The organism is Aeromonas sp. (assembly GCF_050633025.1).
Classification (GTDB): Bacteria; Pseudomonadota; Gammaproteobacteria; order Enterobacterales; family Aeromonadaceae; genus Aeromonas.
Genome location: NZ_JBODRQ010000060.1, coordinates 1 through 20,307 on the forward strand (window position 1 = coordinate 1; position 20,307 = coordinate 20,307).

General features: G+C 58.3%; 19 protein-coding genes and 1 riboswitch. Of the genes, 11 read left to right on the forward strand and 8 right to left on the reverse strand.

Going from position 1 to position 20,307, the window contains the following annotated elements:
• The 8 genes from ACRAUW_RS09955 to ACRAUW_RS09990 form a co-directional block, all read left to right on the forward strand.
• Window positions 1–860 (forward strand): GGDEF domain-containing protein (locus ACRAUW_RS09955; protein WP_431362150.1); only part of this gene is annotated, 860 nt, incomplete at its 5' end.
• Window positions 861–1,325: 465 nt separating this feature from the next.
• Complete coding sequence (gene ompW / locus ACRAUW_RS09960; RefSeq protein WP_431362151.1) at window positions 1,326–1,961, forward strand: outer membrane protein OmpW; 636 nt, start codon at window positions 1,326–1,328, stop codon at window positions 1,959–1,961.
• A gap of 221 nt (window positions 1,962–2,182) precedes the next feature.
• Window positions 2,183–4,162, forward strand: coding sequence for a HAMP domain-containing methyl-accepting chemotaxis protein (locus tag ACRAUW_RS09965; protein WP_431362152.1), 1,980 nt, complete (start codon window positions 2,183–2,185; stop codon window positions 4,160–4,162).
• A gap of 8 nt (window positions 4,163–4,170) precedes the next feature.
• The gene (locus ACRAUW_RS09970) at window positions 4,171–5,631 is read left to right on the forward strand and encodes an extracellular solute-binding protein (protein WP_431362153.1); all 1,461 of its coding nucleotides are present in this window, start codon (window positions 4,171–4,173) and stop codon (window positions 5,629–5,631) included.
• A 190-nt stretch (window positions 5,632–5,821) separates the two neighbouring features.
• Window positions 5,822–6,238, forward strand: a complete 417-nt coding sequence (locus tag ACRAUW_RS09975; protein ID WP_431362154.1) for a GNAT family N-acetyltransferase — start codon at window positions 5,822–5,824, stop codon at window positions 6,236–6,238.
• Window positions 6,238–6,780, forward strand: a complete 543-nt coding sequence (locus ACRAUW_RS09980) for a GNAT family N-acetyltransferase (RefSeq protein ID WP_431362155.1) — start codon at window positions 6,238–6,240, stop codon at window positions 6,778–6,780. Before ACRAUW_RS09975 ends, ACRAUW_RS09980 begins: the two co-directional genes overlap by 1 nt.
• Before the next feature lie 364 nt (window positions 6,781–7,144).
• The gene (locus ACRAUW_RS09985; protein ID WP_083243772.1) at window positions 7,145–7,378 is read left to right on the forward strand and encodes a hypothetical protein; all 234 of its coding nucleotides are present in this window, start codon (window positions 7,145–7,147) and stop codon (window positions 7,376–7,378) included.
• 151 nt (window positions 7,379–7,529) lie between these two features.
• The gene (locus ACRAUW_RS09990; protein WP_431362156.1) at window positions 7,530–8,246 is read left to right on the forward strand and encodes a hypothetical protein; all 717 of its coding nucleotides are present in this window, start codon (window positions 7,530–7,532) and stop codon (window positions 8,244–8,246) included.
• A gap of 373 nt (window positions 8,247–8,619) precedes the next feature.
• On the opposite strand, the gene thiH is transcribed toward ACRAUW_RS09990, so the two are convergent.
• The 8 genes from thiH to ACRAUW_RS10030 form a co-directional block, all read right to left on the reverse strand.
• On the reverse strand, window positions 8,620–9,903 hold the full coding sequence (gene thiH / locus ACRAUW_RS09995; protein ID WP_431362165.1) for a 2-iminoacetate synthase ThiH: 1,284 nt from the start codon (window positions 9,901–9,903) through the stop codon (window positions 8,620–8,622).
• 35 nt (window positions 9,904–9,938) lie between these two features.
• Window positions 9,939–10,706: a thiazole synthase gene (locus tag ACRAUW_RS10000; RefSeq protein WP_431362157.1), complete on the reverse strand. Its 768-nt coding sequence runs from the start codon at window positions 10,704–10,706 to the stop codon at window positions 9,939–9,941.
• 85 nt (window positions 10,707–10,791) lie between these two features.
• Window positions 10,792–10,998 (reverse strand): sulfur carrier protein ThiS, encoded by a 207-nt coding sequence (thiS, locus tag ACRAUW_RS10005; protein WP_069555221.1) that lies wholly within the window; start codon window positions 10,996–10,998, stop codon window positions 10,792–10,794.
• Entirely contained in the window at window positions 10,995–11,789 is a 795-nt protein-coding gene (locus ACRAUW_RS10010; protein ID WP_431362158.1) for a HesA/MoeB/ThiF family protein, read from the reverse strand. Before ACRAUW_RS10010 ends, thiS begins: the two co-directional genes overlap by 4 nt.
• The gene (thiE, locus tag ACRAUW_RS10015) at window positions 11,779–13,386 is read right to left on the reverse strand and encodes a thiamine phosphate synthase (RefSeq protein WP_431362159.1); all 1,608 of its coding nucleotides are present in this window, start codon (window positions 13,384–13,386) and stop codon (window positions 11,779–11,781) included. The genes ACRAUW_RS10010 and thiE overlap by 11 nt, the downstream gene beginning before the upstream one ends.
• Window positions 13,383–15,389, reverse strand: coding sequence for a phosphomethylpyrimidine synthase ThiC (gene thiC / locus ACRAUW_RS10020; RefSeq protein ID WP_431362160.1), 2,007 nt, complete (start codon window positions 15,387–15,389; stop codon window positions 13,383–13,385). Before thiC ends, thiE begins: the two co-directional genes overlap by 4 nt.
• 280 nt (window positions 15,390–15,669) lie before the next feature.
• A riboswitch (TPP riboswitch) is annotated at window positions 15,670–15,782 on the reverse strand.
• Between the two features lie 48 nt (window positions 15,783–15,830).
• Window positions 15,831–16,319: a hypothetical protein gene (locus tag ACRAUW_RS10025; protein WP_431362161.1), complete on the reverse strand. Its 489-nt coding sequence runs from the start codon at window positions 16,317–16,319 to the stop codon at window positions 15,831–15,833.
• A gap of 86 nt (window positions 16,320–16,405) precedes the next feature.
• Complete coding sequence (locus ACRAUW_RS10030) at window positions 16,406–16,828, reverse strand: hypothetical protein (RefSeq protein WP_005340092.1); 423 nt, start codon at window positions 16,826–16,828, stop codon at window positions 16,406–16,408.
• Between the two features lie 88 nt (window positions 16,829–16,916).
• Here ACRAUW_RS10030 and ACRAUW_RS10035 point away from each other — a divergent pair, with 88 nt between their 5' ends.
• The 3 genes from ACRAUW_RS10035 to ACRAUW_RS10045 form a co-directional block, all read left to right on the forward strand.
• Complete coding sequence (locus tag ACRAUW_RS10035) at window positions 16,917–17,585, forward strand: response regulator transcription factor (protein ID WP_431362162.1); 669 nt, start codon at window positions 16,917–16,919, stop codon at window positions 17,583–17,585.
• Window positions 17,582–18,805, forward strand: a complete 1,224-nt coding sequence (locus ACRAUW_RS10040; RefSeq protein WP_431362163.1) for a sensor histidine kinase — start codon at window positions 17,582–17,584, stop codon at window positions 18,803–18,805. Before ACRAUW_RS10035 ends, ACRAUW_RS10040 begins: the two co-directional genes overlap by 4 nt.
• Before the next feature lie 1,190 nt (window positions 18,806–19,995).
• Window positions 19,996–20,307, forward strand: a 312-nt coding sequence (locus tag ACRAUW_RS10045) for a hypothetical protein (RefSeq protein WP_431362164.1), incomplete at its 3' end; no start/stop codon positions are given.

Here is a 20,307-nt window from a genome sequence, read left to right on the forward strand (position 1 = left end):
GGCGTGTGCTTCTCTTAACCTTACTAGGCACCCTGCTTATCTGTCTGGCATGTGGCCTGTTTGCCTTTTTCCGGTTGCAAAGGCTGGTTCTACAGCCCCTGGAGATACTCCTCCAAGGTGTTTTGAACTACGAACGTCATTCGGATGTAACCGCCTTGCCCGTGATCGAGTCGAGTCGCGAGATGAAAATTCTGACTCATCGTTTTCGTGAAATGGCCGCGCGTCTCAGTTATGAGCACAAGGCAGTACAAGCCCACAGCCAGCGCATGGAAGAGGCAGCCAATCGTGATTCCTTAACGGGCTGTTTCAATCGCCGCTATCTGGATGGCTGGCTGCAGGTCCATCAGGCCAAACCTTGTCTGTTATTACTGCTGGATCTGGATCATTTCAAACGGGTCAATGACAGCCTTGGTCATGACATCGGGGATCTGGTATTGAAACAGCTGGCGGAGTTGCTGCACAAGGCGGTGACAGGGCAGAGTGAGCCGGTTATCCGACTGGGTGGCGAGGAGTTCTTGCTGTTGCTGCAGGTGGATGACGATCAAGAGTTGGCACTGCGGGTCGAATACCTGCGCCAGCGCATCGCTCAACATCGCTTTGGCACAGAGGATACGCCATTCTGGGTGACTGTATCGCTGGGATTCTGCCGTTATCCGCTGCACCCGGCGTGCCCGGATTCATTCTGGAGTCACAGTTTCAAGCTGGCTGATATGGCGCTTTATCAGGCTAAAATCGGTGGGCGCAATCGGTGGTGTGGCTACGCTGGTACTCTTTCTTCCCGGGAGGAAATGGGCCAGAGTCCGGAACAGCTTGCCGAAGGGGAGGATTTCCTCCTGTTACACTCTGCCAACCGGGCTTAACTCTGCTGAACCAATACCAGATAGGCCAGGGCGACAATAAAACCGAGCAGGATAAAGAGAAAGGATCCGATTCCCCACACCGCGGCAAGAAAAGCCCCCACCTTTTGCCATCTCGACTCATCTTTCATAAACAAACCACCACCTTTCAATAACCATTACCACACAAAATACGCCGACTCTCCCACACCAACAACAATTAATCGACGTTCAATGAGGTTGTAAGATGTGGCTTGCTTACCTCTTTTTTTGCCTCTTTTGGCAATAGGACTGGTAGTGCCAACTTCTCGAGATAGGGATTGCGAATCGTTATCTGGGGGCTCGGCAAAGTTGGGATGGTGCGCAAAGTTGCAAAAACAATCAATCTATTTATGTGTAACTTTTGCGTCAAATCAATAACCATGCGTTTACATGGGCATATATTCAGCAGGCTTACAGCATCAAATGAAAACAAAAAAGGATTACGTGATGAAAAAATTACTTCCTCTGATGATTGCCGCTGCAGTGACCTCTCCTTTCGCCATGGCCCATCAGGCTGGCGATATTCTGGTTCGTGGTGGTTTGGCTGTCGTGTCTCCGCAAGAGAGCAGTGATGATGTGCTTAAGACAGGTGAGTTTCAGATCGACAGCAATCAACAACTTGGCCTGACCTTAAGCTACATGGTTACCGATAACTGGGGAGTTGAACTGCTGGCGGCAACCCCATTCTCCCATCGTGTGAGCACTGCTGGATTGGGAGAAGTTGCCAAGGTTAAGCATCTGCCACCCACATTGATGGCCCAGTACTATTTTGGCGATGCCAAGAGCAAGGTTCGCCCGTATGTTGGTGTGGGCGTGAACTACACCACTTTCTTTGATGAAAAAGCGGTCGGTGCATTGGCACAGATGGGGGATGTCAATGTGAGCCTGGATGATTCATGGGGTCTGGCTGGGCAGGTTGGTATCGACATGGCGATCACTGACCGCTGGTTTGTAAACGGTTCCGCCTGGATTATGGATATCGATACAGATGTGAACGTCGATGTTAATGGCAGCCGTGCTGCGACCATTAAGACCAATATCGACCCGATGGCCTTTATGGTGGGTGTTGGCTACCGTTTCTAATGATTCCGACTGAGGTTCTGCAAGGAACTCGGAAGATAGCAAAGTACGTCTCTTTCAGCCCGGCTTGTGCCGGGTTTTTTTCGTGTGACTGATGTTGCCCAGATTGTGACCCAACCCGATATAAATCAATTAAATACATGCCACTTTATTTCAGTTATTCGCCACCCAGCCGATAGTGACTATGTTCAATTTACTTTCCCCCAATGAGTGAGGATGTCTCCATGGGTTTATCTATCGTGCAGCGGATCATCGCCGGATTTGTGTTGATGCTGCTGCTGCTGATCCTGCTTGGCGTGATCAGTACCTTTAAAATCAAGGGTATAAATGACGGCCTCTCTGCCGTGTCTGATCGGGCAACCCCGCTGGTCGTGGCTGTCGCCGGTCTCAAGGGGGCACTGCAGGATAGTAACCGCTGGGTGCTGGTCTACCGCACCAGTGAAGATGCCGCCCAGTTGCCGCAGCTGGCCAATCAGTTCAAGGAGCAGCAGAACCGCTTCGCCCAGCTGAGTCAGGAGATGGGTAAATTTACCGACGTAGCGGATGCTCGTGCCCGCTTCCAACAGGTCGAGAGTGCTACCACCCAATTTTATGGCCTGGCGGATCAGGTGTTGGCCCAGCATCGGCAGTGGGTCAGCGCGCAGGATCAGCGCCACAAGCTGGAGATGGAATTTATCCGTCTTGAGGATACCTACCAGTGGGCGGCGGATCTGCTGCTGCAACAGACCGCCAGCAAGCGCTCCATGCGCAACAAGGCGGAGCTCATTACCTCGGGTATCGCCCGCGATCTGAAGAATATCCGCCGTGCCGATGCCAAAACCGACCTGAACGAGCTGGAAAAGGTGTTGAGCAAGGATATCGAGATGGCGCGCAAGCGTCTGGATCGAGTGACGGTGCCGGATGATGTGAAAGCGCGCTTTGTCTCCAATCTGGATCGGATGCAGGAGCTGGCGCTTGGCGCTCAGGGCTTGCTTGCGACCATGCGCCAGGCTCAGCAACTGGCACTATCGCAGGCCACGCAAAATCAGCAGCTGGATGCCAGTCTGGTCAACAGCCTCAATTTGCTCGATGAGATGGGCAAGTCTGCCGGTGCCATCGCCAGCGAGAGTCGGATCAGCGCTGATGCAGCGGTCAGCAGTGCCAGCTTCTGGATCCTGCTAGTTGTCGCGATGTCAGCCGGTGCCGCATTGGTCATCGGCTATACCACGGCGCGCAGCATTCAGCGTCCGTTGCAGATGATCAACAAGGAGCTGGATTACATGGCGGCCGGTGACATGACCCGCCGCATCAACTACCGCAGCCGTTGCGAGTTTGGCAACTTGTCCCGTTCTGTCGACATCCTGGCGGGCAAGACCGGCGAGCTGCTCTCTCAGATCAACGCGGGTTCCCGCCATCTGGTGGATGAGGCGAGCCGCGCCGCCGAGATCAGCGAACGGGCCATGTCCCGGGTGCAGGAGCAGAAGAGCCAGACTGATCAGGTGGCCGCCGCCATTACCGAGCTGGAAGTGAGCGCCACCGAGGTGGCCCGCTCTACCGATGGCGCCAAGCGGGAAGTGGATCTGGCCGATGAAGAGGCGCGCAGTGGTCGCCAGAAAGTGGCTACTACTCGCCAGATCACCGAGCAGCTGGCTGGCGCCATGGAAGAGGCGGTCGGGATCACCTACAAACTTGGGGAATTCAGTAACAACATCGGCAGCATTCTCGATGTGATCCGCAGCATTGCCGAGCAGACCAACCTGCTGGCGTTGAACGCCGCCATCGAAGCGGCCCGTGCTGGCGATGCGGGTCGCGGTTTTGCGGTAGTGGCCGATGAGGTACGGGCGCTGGCCAATCGCACCCAGACTTCGACCGAAGAGATCCAGGGGATGATTGAGAATCTGCAGAGCTCCAGCAAACATGTGGTCGAAGTGATGGGGCGCAGCCAGGAGCAGACCCAGAGCTGTGTCGAGCAGACTCGCGAGATGGATGTGGCGTTGCAATCCATTGCCGATCGGATGGGGGCCATCAAATCGATGGCTGATCAGGTGGCCCATGCTGCGCAGGAACAGATCTCCGTCAGTCAGGGGGTCGCTCGTCATATTGCCGGTATTGCTGATGTGGCATACGAGACCGAGCGGGAGGCGCGTGAATCCGCCAGCAGCAGCGAAGTGCTGGCCGACCTGATCGCCAAGCAGCAGCAATTGATCGCACATTTCAAAGTCTAGGAGGGCTTATGTCTAAAAAGTGGATTGGAGCCCTGAGTCTCCTGTTGTGTGGCCAGCTGATGGCCAGCGAGCTGGTGATTGAAAGCTGGCGAATCGATGACAAGGCGTTGTGGGAGCAGAAGATAATCCCGGCGTTTGAAGCGGCACACCCCGGCATCAAGGTGAGTTTTCACCCGGTGCAGAACGTCAACTATATGCCGACTCTGCAAGAGAATCTCAAAGCGGGCAAGGCGGGGGATCTGATCACCTGCCGTCCATTTGATGACTCGCTCGCCCTGTTCAAAGCGGGCCATCTGGCCGAGCTGACCGAAATGGCAGGGATGGAGAACTTCCCGAGTTTTGCCCAGTCGCCCTGGCAGACTGATTCCGGAGCCCAGACCTTCTGTGTGCCGATGGCCTCGGTGATCCATGGCTTCTTCTATAACAAGAAAATATTCAGTGAGTTGGGACTGACATTACCGCAAACCCGCGATCAGTTCTTTGCCGTGCTGGATAAGATCAAGGCCGACGGGCGCTATGTGCCGCTGGCCATGAGCGGTTCCGAGAGCTGGGTCGCCTCCGAGCTGGGGTTCCAGAACATTGGTCCCAATTACTGGAAAGGGGAGGACGGCCGTCTGGCACTGATTGGCGGGCAGGAGCGGTTGGATAATCCCCAATACGTGAAGGTGTTCAACGAGCTGGCCCGTTGGCGTTCCTACCTCGGTGAAGGTGGCGAGAGCCGCGATTATGCGACCAGCAACGAGCTGTTCACCTCCGGCAAGGCTGCATTTTATGTGGCGGGCTCCTGGGAGATTGCCCCCTTCACCGGCAAGGTCGATTTTGGCGTCATGCGCCCGCCGGTGGCCAAACAGGGTGATGGCTGTTTCTTTACCGACCACACCGATATCGGTATGGGGATGAACCCGGCCAGCAAGAACAAAGAGGGGGCGATGGCCTTCCTGCAGTGGCTGACGACGCCACAATTTGCCGAGCTCTATACCAACTCGTTGCCGGGATTTTTCTCCCTCTCCAACCACTTCTTCGATGTTACCAATCCTGCTGCCAAAGAGATGATGGGATGGCGCGATCAGTGTGACTCGACCATTCGGGTCGCGACCCAGATCCTCTCCCGTGGTACGCCCAAGTTGGGGGATGAACTGGCCGAGGTGAGCCAGGCTGTGCTGCTTGGCAAGATGGAGCCCAACGCTGCCGCAGCTCGACTGGAAAATGGCTTGAAGGGTTGGTATGCCCCTCATCAGGGCAACAAGGCCAAGAGCGTCGATTGTCAGTGTGATGCGGTTGCCCCCGCCCCGGTTTCAGCGCCGGTAGCTGAGGTGTCCGCAGCCCCCGCGACCAGTAAAACTCAGACGGTGGTAGCTCCCGCTGTGGCTCCCGCAGAATCCGCATCAGCCACCGCTGCGCCATTACCGGCGCCATCGGATGAGGTGGAGCAGGCGCTCTCCAACGAGCTGGATGCACCGCAGCAGTAGGCCATCAGCATCAATAAAAACGGGGGGCATCAGCCTCCCGTTTTTATGGTCCACGGCCGTTTTCATCGTTTTATGGTTGGTCGGCCGGTGGAGCAGATCAGCCACAACCTGCCGCTTATCAGCGGCGGCGAGATAGCCGCGCTGGAAGCGGCAATCCGGTAGAGGCAACCACCATCAAGCAGGAAGCACTATGCAATTAACTCCACCCCAACCGCCTCAGGACGATGAGATCGAAGCGCTGCGCCTTGGTCTCTCGGGCTTCAACGCGGGTCACGCCGGCACCCATCTGCGCGAGCGGATCGCCCTCTTTATCAAGGATAAAGAGGGCAAGGTACACGGCGGCATCATCGCCGACATCAAGTGGGGCTGGCTGCACGTCGACTGGCTCTGGATCGACGAAAGCATCCGCCGCGACGGCTGGGGCGGCCGCCTGCTCGGCGCCATGGAGCAGTACGCCCAAAGCAAGGGCATCAGCAACTACCATCTGGAAACCACCAGTTTTCAGGCCCTCCCCTTCTACCAGAAGCAGGGTTACGAAGTCTTTGGCCAGCTGCCCGATATGCCGCCGGGGCATATCAGTTACTTTCTGAAAAAGCAGGATAAGTGATGACACTTCCGCGCCTTGCCAACGCCAATATAGTGATCCGCCCATTCGAACCGGCCGATGCCGACGAGTTTGACCGCGCGGCCCACGAATCCATCGAGACAGTCGGCCAATGGATGAGCCGGTGCTCCCGTTCATTTACTCGGGAGAGCGCGCTGGAGTGGTTTGCCTGCTGCGATCAGGACCGTGCGGCGGGACGCGCCTTTGACATGGGTATCTTCTGCGCCACCGCCGGCCAGCTCTTGGGTGGCGCAGGCATCAACCAGCTGTCGCCCCATCATCGCTACGGCAATATCGGCTATTGGGTGCGCCAATCCCGCCAAGGCTGCGGCATCGCCCGACAGGCGGTCGCTCTGCTGCGTGAATTTGGCTTTGAACGCTTGGGTCTATTTCGGCTGGAGCTCGTGATGGGGGTCGGCAATAGTGCCAGCGAAGCCGTTGCCATCGCCGCAGGGGCCACCTTTGAGTGTTTGGCAAGAAATCGCATATTCCTACATGACCAGCCCCTTGATGCGCATATTTATGCCCTTGTTACCGCAGACTGATTTATATCGCAGAGCGAAATATGTAGGCTTATCTGACGTGAGTGGGTGATAGCTATAGCTCACTTCCAAATAATGACCTCTCAATTTCGCCTCAATAAAAAAGTAGGAATACCAGAATCTCCGCAATGACCAACGACAGCCACAACCTAACCAACAACTGCAACACCGGCTTCGAAGGAGCAATCGAGGAGCAACTAGAAGTGGAGTAACTTTTCATTTCCGCCCCTTCAGTGTATTGTTGCTCTGTTACAAAAAAGAGCCTAAAGATGGTGTTGGGCGAATAATTTCAACATCAGAGGTTGGTTGTAATTTCATGATTTAACATGAACTTTTTGTTTAACAAAAAATTAAGCAGGCATTATATATGAAAAGTAAGCGAATTTTTTACAAGGTAAGTGGCCACGATAACGAGTCATTCATTTTCCTTGATAAATTAGAAAATGGCACATACCAAGTAAGAGAAGGAACATCTAAGCCAGTAAGTCATTTTAATTGGGAAGAAGAAAGTACAACGATGCCACTTGATCATTTTCTTGCCAACAATGGGCAATACCGCCAACGAGTAGAAGAATTGATTGCTGAATTCGAAGCCGAATAAAAATAGCAAACAATTCATAAGAGATAGACAACGCATGGCATTCGCAACACAAATTATATTTTACTACTAAAGCTAGTATATTTTTGTTCAATGCTTGCGTTGTCTACTACTTAATCTGGCGTTATATGAGACCGAGTAAGGTATAGACAATATGAAGTGCCCAAACACATTGGCAGTTAAAACACTTGGTTCATCCATGGATCGCTTAAATGAAGCTCAATGGTATGTTGAGTTAATGCAGGAGCATTATCATTGTGCTGCCAAATTCCGCTGGGCTTTATCTTCATTTCTCCGAGCCATAAAAGAAGTTAGCCAGATCATTTCCATGGAAGTGCAAGTAAATAATGACCTTAAAGAATGGTATAAAGAAAAACGAAAAGAAATATCTAAAGACCCAATAATATCATATCTATCAAAACAGAGAGATATTGTTGTTCATCAAAAGGCATTAGAAACCGCGAGTAAAGGTACAATCGGCTTTACCCGCAATAAGAAATTGAAGCTAGGGCTGGGCATATCAATTGATCCTAGTCACGATAGTGAAGAGGCGATACTCACATATATTAATTTTGCTGCTAAAGAATCAGACTTTTTGGGCATTCTTTATACTGAACATGATGATAGTGGAGAATTTACAGCAGTTGTTCGTGAGTGGTGCCTTGATGAACACCTCGATACTGAAGTTACTTTGCTATGCAAGCATGCGTGGGAGATGTTAATAAAAGTAGTCGTTGACTTAGGTTGCATGCTTGGCGCTGATTTATTTGCTCCAGAGCTAAAAATGAAGCCTATCGAGGATGTTACAATTCAACTATATAATCCTGAGTGGATAAAAAAACAGTATGATATTGCTATGCAAGCACATTAAAATTAAATGTGGATGATTGATGGCAAGTATTTCACCGAGGTGCTTAGTACTGCAGGGTGCAATGAACGAAGTGAATTGCACTTCTCGTCACTATCGCGGTGCAATGCGCTCCGCTTATTGCACCCTACGCAGGCTACATCGCCGCCACCGGCCATCCCTTTCCCCCAAATCGGCCATTGCTAATGGTCGCAATAGCCCATTCAATAAGCTGACCAGCACTCACGATTTTTGCACTGGCGAAACGAAATCAAGAGACATCGTCGCACCAACGAAACAATCTTGTTGGAGCAAACAAAGCAAAGCGGCAAGCAGTGGCGGGGATCTGCCCCTCCGATCTGCTTGCCGCTGTCTGTTACCACAGGTGTAAACGTCGTTAACGACCCAAAAAGGGTTCCCAGTCCTTGAACACCGGCTGCAACCCGGCCTGCCGCACGGCGGCGGCCACTTCCCCCACCGGGCGGTCGTCGTGGATGGCGAACTGCTCCAGCTCCTCTGCATCCCCCTCGGCATAGCCACCCGGCTGGGTGCGCGACTCGGCCGACATCTGGGTGATGCCAAGGCGCACCGCGCCGTTGCGAAAGGTGGCCGACTCGCGAGTGGAGAGGGACAAGTCCAGCGTCGGTGAGAAGAGGCGCCAGGCGCAGATAAGCTGGGCCAGCTGGCGATCCGACATGACCACAGCAGGCTCCAGCCCGCCGGTGCAGGGGCGCAGGCGCGGGAAGGAGAGCGAGTAGCGGCTCTGCCAGTGGTGGCGCTCAAGCCAGCTCAGATGCTCGGCGACAAAGTAGCTGTCGGCGCGCCAATCCGAGGAGAGGCCGATGAGCGCCCCCAACCCGATTTTGTCGATACCGGCGCGGCCGAGCCGATCCGGCGTGGCGAGGCGCCATGCGATGTCCCGCTTGTTGCCGCGCAGATGGTGGCGGGCGTAGGTGGGGGCGTGGTAGGTCTCCTGATAGACCATGACGGCGTCGAGGCCGAGGGTTTTCAGCTCGGCATATTCGGCTTGCGAGAGGGGCTGAACCTCCATCCCCACCGTGCTGAAGTGGCGGCGGATGATGGGCAACACCTGCCGAAAATAGGCGAGCCCCACCTTGTGCTCGTGCTCGCCGGTCACCAGCAGCACGCTGTCAAAACCGCGCGCCTTGATGGCGAGACACTCGCGCTCAATCTCCTCTGCATTCAGGGTCTTGCGCTTGAGGCGGTTGCTCATGGAGAAGCCGCAGTAGGTGCAGTCGTTGGCGCAGAGGTTCGACAGATAGAGCGGCACATAGAAGCCGATGGTGTTGCCAAAGCGCTGGCGGGTCTGCCGCTCGGCCTCGGCCGCCATCTGCGGCAGATAGGCCTCGGCGGCTGGGGAGATCAGCGCCATAAAATCGGCCAAGGTACGGCGGGGTGCGTTCAGGGCGCGGGCCACATCGGCGGCAGTTTTGGCGCGGATCTGCATGGCGATATCGTCCCAATCCAGCTCCTGCCAGCGATTGGCAAAATCCAACCCCCTCCCGGCCTCCCCCTTGGGAGGGGGAGGAGCGCAAGGCTCGCCCCCTTCAAGCACCGAATCAGCCGGAGCCCTCACCCCCAGCCCCTCTCCCTTATTTTGTGAAGAGCCGAGAGGGGGGCTAAACACATCGGCCTCGGGAGAAACCGAGAAAGAGGACATGGCGATTGGCTCTTGCCCCGAGCCAGCATCATGACTCATAACGCCCCCAGAAAATCGGTAAGCGGGCTGGAGGCTTGGGCCTGCAGGGCGCGGGCGCCAAGGCCGGCTTCATAGGCACTGCGGCCAGCCTCACAGGCCAACGCAAAAGCGCGGCCCATGGCGATCGGATCGCCGCTCACCGCAATGGCGGTGTTGACCAGCACGGCATCGGCGCCCAGCTCAAAGGCGGCGGCGGCGTGGCTCGGCGCACCGATCCCCGCATCAACCACGACCGGCACATTGGCCTGCTCGACGATGATGGCGAGAAACTCCCGGGTCACCAGCCCCTGATTGGAACCGATGGGCGCGCCCAGCGGCATCACGGCGGCGCAGCCTACCTCTTCCAGCCGCTTGCAGAGCACGGGGTCGGCGCCGCAGTAGGGCAACACCACAAAGCCCTCTTTCACCAGCTGCTCGGCGGCTTTCAGCGTCTCGATGGGATCGGGCAGCAGATAGCGCGGGTCGGGGTGGATCTCCAGCTTCAGCCAGTTCGTCCCCAGCGCCTCGCGGGCGAGGTGGGCGGCAAATACCGCCTCGGCGGCGGTCTTGGCGCCGGAAGTGTTGGGCAGCAGCTTGACCCCGAGCTGTAACAAGGGGCTCAGGATATCGTCGTGGGCCTTGCCCGGTTCAAGCCGCTTGATAGCCATGGTGACCAGCTGGGAGCCACTCGCCTCGATGGCGGCGGCCATCAGTTCCGGGCGGGCAAACTTGCCGGTGCCGGTAAAGAGGCGCGAAGAGAAGGTGTGATCGGCAATGGTCAGCATGTCAGCCTCCCGCCACAGTGGTAAGAAGAGATGAAGTTCCACCGCAAGGCAGAACGATCGAATATGGGACTATGAGCATCATGGGTCAGCCTCCCGCTATGGCGGTAAAGAGGTGAAGTTCATCCCCGTCATTGAGACGGGTCTCGGCCCAGCGGCCTCGGGGCAGCACGGCGCCGTTGAGGGCCACCGCCACCCCCTGTGGATTAACGTCTTGCGCCGCCAGCAGGTCGGCCACGCTCTGCCCTGCCGTCAGCGGCTGCGCTTTATCGTTGAGTCGGATGGTGAGGGTCATGGGGTGATCTCCTTATCGGGTGTCGGGCATCGGCGCTGCCCGCAAACCGGACAATCGGGATCGGGAGCCAGAGTGAGGGTCTGCCACTGATGGGTCAAAGCATCGAAGCGGCGCAATGAGCCAGCCACCGGGCTCGGCATCCCGAGCAGCAGTTTCAGTGCCTCCAGCGCCTGCAAAGAGCCCATCCCCCCCACCAGAGGGCCGGTGACGCCGCTGGTCTCGCAGCTCTGGGCGAGCTTGGTATCCAGCGGATAGAGGCAGGCGTAGCAGGCGTGATCGCTGCTGGTGCGCGCCATCAGCTGCCCCTGCCAGCCCACTGCGGCGGCGGAGATCCAGGGTTTGCCCTGAGCCACGCAGGCGGCGTTGATGGCCTGGCGGGTGGCGAGGTTGTCGCAGCAGTCGATCACCAGATCCACCTCGGCCACATACTCCGGCAGGCTGGCGGCATCGAGCCGCTGGTTGATGGCAATCAGCTCCACCAGCGGGTTGTGGGCGGCCAACCGCTCGCGGGCCAGCTCCGCCTTGGAGTGGTTGACAGCCTCGCTATCGAACAGGATCTGGCGCGGCAAGTTGCTGGAATCGACCGTATCCCCATCGGCCAGCCACAAGGTGCCGACCCCGGCCCCGGCCAGATAGAGGGCCAGCGGCGAGCCGAGCCCGCCCAAGCCCACGATCAGCACCGATTTATCCTTGAGCCGTGCCTGACCCGCCTCCCCCACCTCCGCCAGCATCAGCTGACGGCCGTATCGCAGATACTCTTGGTCACTAAGAGAAGCGGCATCAGAGCGCATGTTCCACCTCCCTGATGGCTGTGGCCGAGCGCGGCTCATCCCCCGCCCCCACGGCAGCGAGCAGCCGTTCGGTCGCCCCCTGCCAGTCATCGCTGGCAGTGATGGCCGAAACCAGCGCGATGCTGCCCACCCCGCTTGCCTTGACCGCCGCTACCCGCTCCTCGCTGATACCGCCGATGGCCACCGTCGGCCACTGCGCCATCAGGGCGCGGTAGCGGTGCAGCCGCACCAGCCCCTGCGGGCGGGAGGGCATCGCCTTGGTGTTGGTCGGGAAGATATGACCCAGCGCCATATAGGAGGGGGCCAGCTCGCGGGCCCGCATCAGCTCGAAGTAACCGTGGGTGGAGATGCCAAGGCGCAGCCCAGCGGCCTGAATGGCGGCAAGATCGGCGGTCTCCATATCCTCCTGCCCCAGATGCACGCCCCAAGCGCCCGCCTTGATGGCCTGCTGCCAGTAGTCGTTGATAAAGAGCCGCGCCCCATGGCGGCGACCAAGCGCCACAGCATCACGAATGGCCGGTGACACCTCTGCGGCAGGCAGATTCTTGATCCGCAGCTGGACGGTCTTGACCCCCTGCCCCAGCAGGCGGCGCAGCCACTTGACCGAATCGACCACCGGATAGAGGCCGAGGTTGTGTTCGGTCGGCGCGAAGGGGCTATCCGGCAGGCGGGCACTGCTTGTTTCATAAAGTCCGAAACGACGATCGAGGGTTGAGCCTGCCAGCACAGCACGGGGAAAGTGGGCCAGATCGGCGGGCCAGCCGAGATGGGCGATGGGCCCCGGGCCTGCGCCCACCCCCTGCGCCGCCGCCAACCCCTGTTGCAGGTAGGCACGAGCGAGGGTGATGGCGTCCTCCACCGGATAATCCTGTGCCACCACGGCGGCGATCGCGCTGGTGTAGCAGCAGCCGGTGCCGTGGCCGTGGCGGGTATCGAGGCGCGGCGCCGCCAGCCAGAATTCGCGGGTCTCATCCTGGTAGTAATCGAGGCAGAGATCGCCACTCCACTCCAGATGGCCGCCCTTGACCAGCACGGCACGAGCGCCGAGTTCACGCAGACGGCGGGCGGCGAGGCGCACCAGCTCGGGGCTGCTGACCGGCAAGCCGGTCAGGGCTTCCAGCTCGGGGCCGTTGGGGGTGATGAGCGACAAACGTGGCAACAGCTGCTCGCGCACCGCCTCCAGCATATTGGGCTCCGCCATCGGGGTGCCGGTGCTGGCGATGGCCACCGGGTCGTAGACCACGAAGGGGGCCTCGATGGCCGCCAGTCGGCGGGCCAGCACCTCCACATGGAGCCGGGTCGGCAGCAGGCCGATCTTGATGGCGGCGGGCGGCAGATCGACGCCAAGGGCGTCGATCTGGGCGGTGAAGGTCTGCATCAGCACGGGGTCGACCATCTTCACCGCCACCGAGTTCTGGGCGGTAATGGCGGAGATGACCGAGCAGCCGTGCACGCCGAGGTCGTGCAATGTGTGCAAGTCGGCCTGAATACCGGCGCCGCCGCCGGAGTCGGAACCCGCTATCGTCCAGACCACAGGTAGCGAGTCCGTCACGGGCGACAGGTCGGCGGGGCTGACAGCCCCGCTTGCGCTGCTCACGCCTCCTCCCCTGCGGCCTGTTTCAGCGCCGCCGCCTGATGATAGATTTCGCCGCCGGTCTCCTTGAAGGTCTCCGCCATGCGGGCCATGCCGCTCTCCACCTGAGCCACCACCTGCTCCTGCTGGCCATCCATACCGACCAGCTTGATCTCAACGGCCTCCAGCTTTGCTGCATTCAGTTCGGCGGTGTAGGCGCGCACGTCCTGAGTGATCTTCATGGAGCAGAACTTGGGCCCGCACATGGAGCAGAAGTGGGCCACCTTGCCGGACTCCTGCGGCAGGGTCTCGTCGTGGTAGGCACGGGCAGTGTCGGGGTCGAGGGCCAGATTGAACTGATCCTCCCAGCGAAACTCGAAGCGCGCCTTGGACATGGCGTTGTCGCGGATCTGCGCGCCCGGGTGCCCCTTGGCCAGATCCGCAGCGTGAGCGGCGATCTTGTAGGTAATCAGCCCCTGCTTCACATTCTCCTTGTTGGGCAGCCCCAGATGCTCCTTGGGGGTGACGTAGCAGAGCATGGCGCAGCCGTACCAGCCGATGAGCGCGGCGCCGATGCCGGAGGTGAAGTGATCGTAACCGGGGGCGATGTCGGTGGTGAGCGGGCCCAGCGTATAGAAAGGCGCCTCGTGACAGTGCTCCAGCTGCTCGGTCATGTTGCGCTCGATCATGTGCATCGGCACATGGCCCGGCCCCTCGATCATCACCTGCACGTCGTATTCCCACGCGATCTTGGTCAGCTCGCCCAGGGTGCGCAGCTCGGCGAACTGGGCCTCGTCGTTGGCGTCATAGACGGAGCCGGGGCGCAGACCGTCGCCCAGCGACAGGGCCACGTCATAGGCGGCGCAGATCTCGCAGATTTCGCGAAAGTGCTGGTAGAGGAAGTTCTCCTTGTGGTGGGAGAGGCACCACTTGGCCATGATGCTGCCGCCGCGCGAAACGATACCGGTGAGGCGCTTGGCAGTCATCGGCACGAAACGCAGCAGGACGCCTGCATGGATGGTGAAGTAGTCCACCCCCTGCTCGGCCTGCTCCAGCAGGGTGTCGCGGAACAGCTCCCAGGTGAGGTCTTCGGCGATGCCGTTGGTCTTTTCCAGCGCCTGATAGATGGGCACGGTACCGATGGGCACCGGGCTGTTGCGCAGGATCCACTCGCGGGTTTCGTGGATGTAGCGGCCGGTGGAGAGATCCATCACGGTGTCGGCGCCCCAGCGGGTCGACCAGACCAGCTTCTCCACCTCCTCCTCGATGCTGGAGGTGACCGCCGAGTTGCCGATGTTGGCGTTGATCTTCACCAGAAAATTGCGGCCGATGATCATCGGCTCCGCTTCCGGGTGGTTGATGTTGCTGGGGATGATGGCGCGACCGGCGGCCACCTCATCGCGCACGAATTCGGGGGTGATGTTCTGGGGCAGGCGGGCACCAAAATCACGGCCCGGATGCTGGGTGCGCAACAGCTCGGAGCGCACCCGCTCGCGCCCCATGTTCTCGCGAATGGCGATAAATTCCATCTCGGGGGTAACGATGCCAGCGCGGGCGTAGTGGAGCTGGGTGACCCGACGGCCCGGCTTGGCGCAGCGCGGCTTTGGCAAGTGCTCGAAGCGCAGGTGGTCGAGCCCCTCGTCGGCCAGCCGCTCCTGAGTGAAGGTGGAGCTGAGCCCCGGCAGTTCGTCGGTATCATCGCGCTCCAGCACCCAGTTTTCCCGCAGGCGCGGCAGGCCGCGGCGCACGTCGATGGCGACCCCCTCCTCCCCGTAACGGCCCGAGGTGTCGTAGACCGGCACCGGCTCGTTGGGCTCGAATTGGGGATTTTCTTTGGTGCCGCCGACGAAGGTGTCGGCCAGCTGGATTTCCCGCAGGGGTACCCGGATATCGGCGCGGGAGCCTTCGATAAAGATGCGGCGGGAGTTGGGGTGAGCCATCCCCTTGAGGCTGTCGATAAAGGCCTGAGCGCTGGAGCGCTGCTCGCGGCGGCTGGATTTGGCGGTATCAGATACGGAAGTAGACATAGCAAAACTCACATTAACTGGTTGAAGTTATGGGTATTTGCTTGTCTGGAGTTCGAGGAGAAGATGAACTTGCGGCGGGGTGTTTATCTCGGGAGGGAGTGCGTGCGGGATGGATCTCCGCGCTGCTGTGCTGCCGCTTCCCGCTCTCTGCACGCTGTGGGCAAGGCGCCCCACGTGCTGGACAACCGGACGGGACAGACTCCCTCCTGTGCGCCCTGACCCATCAAGGGTGATCCCTTCGATGAGCGGAAGAGGCTTGTTCCTCCTCCGGCGCGGTAACCCGCAAGTTACCCTTGTTCCCTTCGCAGGTTTTAACCTGATCAGGTTCCACGGATCCCGAATTAACGGTCTCAGCTTCGCGTCGTTCGACGGTCAGCACTCCGACAAGATGGCGCCAGTATAAGGGGGAAAATCTAAAGCACAAGCCGTTAACAAGATGGGTCAATCCTCCTCCGGATTGATGACAAGGACTTCGCTTAAGCGACCCTGTTCATCGCGGCTCAGCACCAGCGCACTCCCTTCGTGCAGATCGGCAGCCGAGCCGTTGACCCAGCGCACTTGTGGATTGAGTGGCACAGTGCCCAGGGTGGCCAAGGTGAGCTGCCGGTCATCGAAGGATTGCAGGCGATCTTGCGCCCGCTGCCAGGGCTGATTGGCCAGCGGGGCTCTGGCGGCCAGCAACTCAATCCGGGTGGCAACGCCATCAGCCACCAGCAGGGCGAGCTGGTCGCCGGGTTTGAGTGGCTGCGGCCAAATCTCCCCCTGCCGCCACACGGCGGCACTGCCCCGCTCCACCTCGGCCCCCTGAAATTGCAGGCGGATGCCGTCGCTGTGCTCCAGCTCCACCAGCCACAATTCGTCAGCTCCCGCCTGCGCCGCCCAGAGCGGCACACCCAGCATCCATGCACACCACTTTCTCGATTGTTCCATCTTCGTTCGTCCCTGAACAAAAAGCCCATGCTGGACAAGCATGGGCTTCATTCGGGAGCATTTCTAATCGGAACGCAGAGATCGGATCAGTCATCCTCGCGGCAGCGGCTCAGGCGCATGCCGTCAAACTTGCACTCCAGCTCGAGCCAGCGCCCTTCGAACGGCGCCAGACTGTTGTCCGAGGTGGTGTAGCCCCAGATCCGCCCCCCTTCGACCGGCCCCTCCAGATCCATCTCGTCCTTGTCATCTTCGTCGAGGGCTTCGACCTTGCGTACATAGCGCACGCCGTTCTCCACCACCCCCTTCATCTCGACCCAGGTACCGCCGAGATCATCCTCGTTGAGCCAATCCTTGAAACGGGTCTGGTCGTCGATCACGAACGGCATGCCGTTGACCATCAACTGGCCAAGCTGCCAGGTGGTGCGGCCGGTCAGTTTGAATTCGGTCGCCTGTGCGGTGCCAAGTGGCAACAAGATCAGCAACAGAAGGGCGCAGAGAGACTTCTTCATCAGGGATCCTCGGGGTTACACTGGCAAACAGGATGCCGAATCCGGTGTGAAAAGAGCGTGAAACGCTCACCAACCAGGAGAGCAAAGCATGAAGATTTTGGTAGTGGAAGACAATCCTCAGGTGGCGGAAACCATCATGGATTATCTGGAGCTGGCCGGTCACCGCCTCGATTGTGCCTATCACGGTCAGGCGGCGCTGCAACTGCTGGAGGAGCAGCGTTTCGACGTCATCATCATGGATGTGATGATGCCGCGCCTCGATGGCCTCAGCACGGTGGCGCGCCTGCGCGAGCAGGGGATTGCCACCCCCGTGCTGTTTCTCACCGCCCGCGACAGCCTGGAAGACAAGCTGGCAGGCTTCAAGGCGGGGGGCGATGACTATCTGGTCAAGCCGTTCGCCATGGAGGAGCTGGAGGTGCGGCTGCAAGCTCTCAGCCTGCGCGGCCCTCGTGGCGATGTGGGGGCCATCAGCTTTGGCGATCTGACGGTCGATATCGCCAGCGGCCGCGCCACCCGCGCCGGTGAGCCCCTCAAGCTCGGCAAGATCCCGTTCCGGATCCTCGCGCTGCTGGCTCGCCGCGCCCCCGCCATCGTAAGCCGTCAGGAGGTGCTCGACACCGTCTGGGGGGATGAGGAGCCCGACTCCGATGCCCTGCGCAGCCATATCTACGCCCTGCGCAACGCGCTCGACAAACCCTTCCCCACTCCCATGCTGGAGACCCTCCACGGCCAGGGCTACCGACTGGTGAGCGCATGAGTCTGCCGAGCCTGCGCCGCCGCCTGATCATGGCGCTCGGCGGCGCCGGGGTGGTGCTGCTGATCCTGCTCTCCGGCCTGATGCTGGTGGCCGAAGACAAGATGGAGGAGCTGAGCCTGCGCCACTGGCTGGAGGCGGAAGTGACCCGCTACAGCGATGACTGGCTGCGACTCGGCCCGGCTGCGGCGGCTCCGAGCCCCAGACAATTCTCCAGCTACTGGACCGAGGCGGGCCGCTTGCCCAAGTGGTTGAAGCCCTACCAGACTCCCGGCTTTTTCGAGCATCAGCTGGGCAAGGAGGACAAACACTTTCTGGTGGCCCGTCACCCCTCCGGCGAGGGACTGCTCTATCTGGTGTTCAATGACGACGCCGATGACTACCTCGATCCCTATGAAGACAAGCTGCATCTGGCCACCCGGCTGATCGGGGTGACCCTGCTGCTGGGCTGCCTCGGCTTCGGTATCTGGCTGGTGCGCCATATCACAGGGCCGCTGCAACGGCTGCAACAGAGGGTCGCCCACCTCACCCCGGATCAGGCGGATTTCGAACCCGACGCCCCCTGGCAGGAGCTGCGGGATATCGAGCTGGCGCTGCTGGCCGGCAAGCAGGAGGTGAGCGCAGTGTTCGCTCGCGAGCAGGAGTTCAGCCGCTTCGCCAGCCACGAGCTGCGCACCCCCAACATGGTGATCCAGGGCTCGGCCGCGCTGCTTGGCAAGGTGACAGATCTGCCAGCACCGGCCGCCCGCGCCACCACCCGCATCCGCGCCGCCGCCGACGAGATGGCGCTGCTCACCGAGACCTTCCTGCTGCTGGGCCGCAAGGAGGCGGTGGAGCGACCGCTGCAGCAGGTGACCCCGCTGATCCGTCAGGAGCTGGCCCGCCTCGCTCCGCTGTTGCAGCGGGAGGCGCTCGATATCCGGCTTAATCTGGACGAGAGCAGCGAAGTAAACGCCCCCCTCTCCCTGCTCGCCATTGCCCTCGGCAACCTGCTGAAAAATGCCCTGAGCTATGCCGAGGGACATATCGACATCGAACTGTGTGGCCCGGTGCTCACCATCAGCAACCCGACGGCGGCGGCACCGGATCAGATCCTCGGCTACGGCTGTGGCCTCACCATCATCCAGCGCATCTGCGAGAAGCTAGGCTGGCAGATCGACACCCGGCTCGAGGATGGCGTATTTAGCGCCCGATTAAAGATGAGGTCCAATTCACATGAGTGAAAAAGAAATCTTTATCGGCAAATACGTCATCGTGCCAATGAACATATAGGGGCAATGGAGGTTCTTAGTGCTGCGAATATCCCAAGCCAAATGATTGCTGTACTTCGGCAAGAATTAGACTCAACATGGCTTCGGCCAAAGCCCGCTTCGAGCATCCTTGCTCTCGCGCCAAATCGGGGTCTAACAGTGCTCGCCCTCATCCGATTTGGCCCATGCCCCGCTGCGGCTACACCATCATCACTGATGACGCTCCTGACCTTGCTCCCTCCCTTCGGCGGATTGAAGGGGGAGCCAATACCGTGCCCCTCTGATGATCTATCGATGTTGTGTTACCCCACACTACGCGTTGGTGATTAATTTATTGATCTTGCTCAGGAAACCATCGCGTCCCGCTTCTCTATCCAGCACGACCTGCTAACATAGCCATTTGGCAACCGCCTCATCGGAGTCACCCATGAGCCAGGCCAAGGCAAGATCGCAGGTTAACAGCAGCAAACTGGAGGCTGAAATTCAGGGGCGGTAGCCTTGCCGGAGGGCATTGATAAACGAGTGGAGCAACCACTCAACATGGTGACAGCCTCATATTCTTTTCTGAGCTGTTTACGCAGACGTGGTTTGGTGGCACTTTCCATTACTGACCCGCACGCTGTTTTTTTATACAGTAGTAATGGTAGCGCAAAAATAAGAAGTCAAGCGAATACGCACGGACACCTGATGTAATCCGTAATATTATAATTTCATAATGATTTTTACTTGGCGGCGATTGAAATGTTACGGAGTTAGATGGAGAAGCAAGACCCCGAGGAATGGATACAAGAATCCATTGGAGAGTTTGTATATTTTTCTCTTCCAGATCTGAACCCATTTTACGAAAAAATAAATAATCTCCCAGGAATTAACGGTTTGTTTCCTGGATATTGGATGTCCAACGTAACATGCCCACCGCCAAATTATATTAAAAGTCTCTCCGAGGCGCTGGATTTCAAGAGCATGGATTTTTCCGCTGGGACTATACTTACCCACCGAAGGTATAATAATTTGTGTCATGCCTGACAATTGGTTCAAATCGCTCGCTGCACTCACTGGGGCGGGCTAAAGCCCGCCCCTTAACCAAACGCTAAATTATTTTTGTCGAAATGGGAGTGGAATGTAAATCAATTAAAAATACGTTGGTGTATCAATAATAGTGGATGCTTGTCATTAATCAAGCATCATTACAGGATTATTTTCATTTAAATAACTCAGAGCAAAACATGGATAATAAATTAAAAGGTGTATTACTTGGTGTGGCTAGTTTTATTTTATGGTTTATGCCTTTAGCTAGTTGGGAACAAGAGTTTATGGGGCAGATGCAATCATTATATCAAGCAGGCTATCATATTGGTGGAGTTGGCTATTTGTTACTAATAGCATCATCTGCTTATGCCATCCTTTCTTGGTTTGAACAACATCAACTGAGAATTATTGCAAGTGTTGTCGCTTTAGGTATCTGCATCTTATTA

Bases quoted from the DNA above. Each gene is read 5' to 3' on its own strand.
- ompW (WP_431362151.1), top strand. From the start codon at position 1,326: ATGAAAAAATTACTTCCTCTGATGATTGCCGCTGCAGTGACCTCTCCT.
- ACRAUW_RS09965 (WP_431362152.1), top strand. From the start codon at position 2,183: ATGGGTTTATCTATCGTGCAGCGGATCATCGCCGGATTTGTGTTGATG.
- ACRAUW_RS09970 (WP_431362153.1), top strand. From the start codon at position 4,171: ATGTCTAAAAAGTGGATTGGAGCCCTGAGTCTCCTGTTGTGTGGCCAG.
- ACRAUW_RS09975 (WP_431362154.1), top strand. From the start codon at position 5,822: ATGCAATTAACTCCACCCCAACCGCCTCAGGACGATGAGATCGAAGCG.
- ACRAUW_RS09980 (WP_431362155.1), top strand. From the start codon at position 6,238: ATGACACTTCCGCGCCTTGCCAACGCCAATATAGTGATCCGCCCATTC.
- ACRAUW_RS09985 (WP_083243772.1), top strand. From the start codon at position 7,145: ATGAAAAGTAAGCGAATTTTTTACAAGGTAAGTGGCCACGATAACGAG.
- ACRAUW_RS09990 (WP_431362156.1), top strand. From the start codon at position 7,530: ATGAAGTGCCCAAACACATTGGCAGTTAAAACACTTGGTTCATCCATG.
- thiH (WP_431362165.1), bottom strand. From the start codon at position 9,903: ATGTCCTCTTTCTCGGTTTCTCCCGAGGCCGATGTGTTTAGCCCCCCT.
- ACRAUW_RS10000 (WP_431362157.1), bottom strand. From the start codon at position 10,706: ATGCTGACCATTGCCGATCACACCTTCTCTTCGCGCCTCTTTACCGGC.
- thiS (WP_069555221.1), bottom strand. From the start codon at position 10,998: ATGACCCTCACCATCCGACTCAACGATAAAGCGCAGCCGCTGACGGCA.
- ACRAUW_RS10010 (WP_431362158.1), bottom strand. From the start codon at position 11,789: ATGCGCTCTGATGCCGCTTCTCTTAGTGACCAAGAGTATCTGCGATAC.
- thiC (WP_431362160.1), bottom strand. From the start codon at position 15,389: ATGTCTACTTCCGTATCTGATACCGCCAAATCCAGCCGCCGCGAGCAG.
- ACRAUW_RS10025 (WP_431362161.1), bottom strand. From the start codon at position 16,319: ATGGAACAATCGAGAAAGTGGTGTGCATGGATGCTGGGTGTGCCGCTC.
- ACRAUW_RS10030 (WP_005340092.1), bottom strand. From the start codon at position 16,828: ATGAAGAAGTCTCTCTGCGCCCTTCTGTTGCTGATCTTGTTGCCACTT.
- ACRAUW_RS10035 (WP_431362162.1), top strand. From the start codon at position 16,917: ATGAAGATTTTGGTAGTGGAAGACAATCCTCAGGTGGCGGAAACCATC.
- ACRAUW_RS10040 (WP_431362163.1), top strand. From the start codon at position 17,582: ATGAGTCTGCCGAGCCTGCGCCGCCGCCTGATCATGGCGCTCGGCGGC.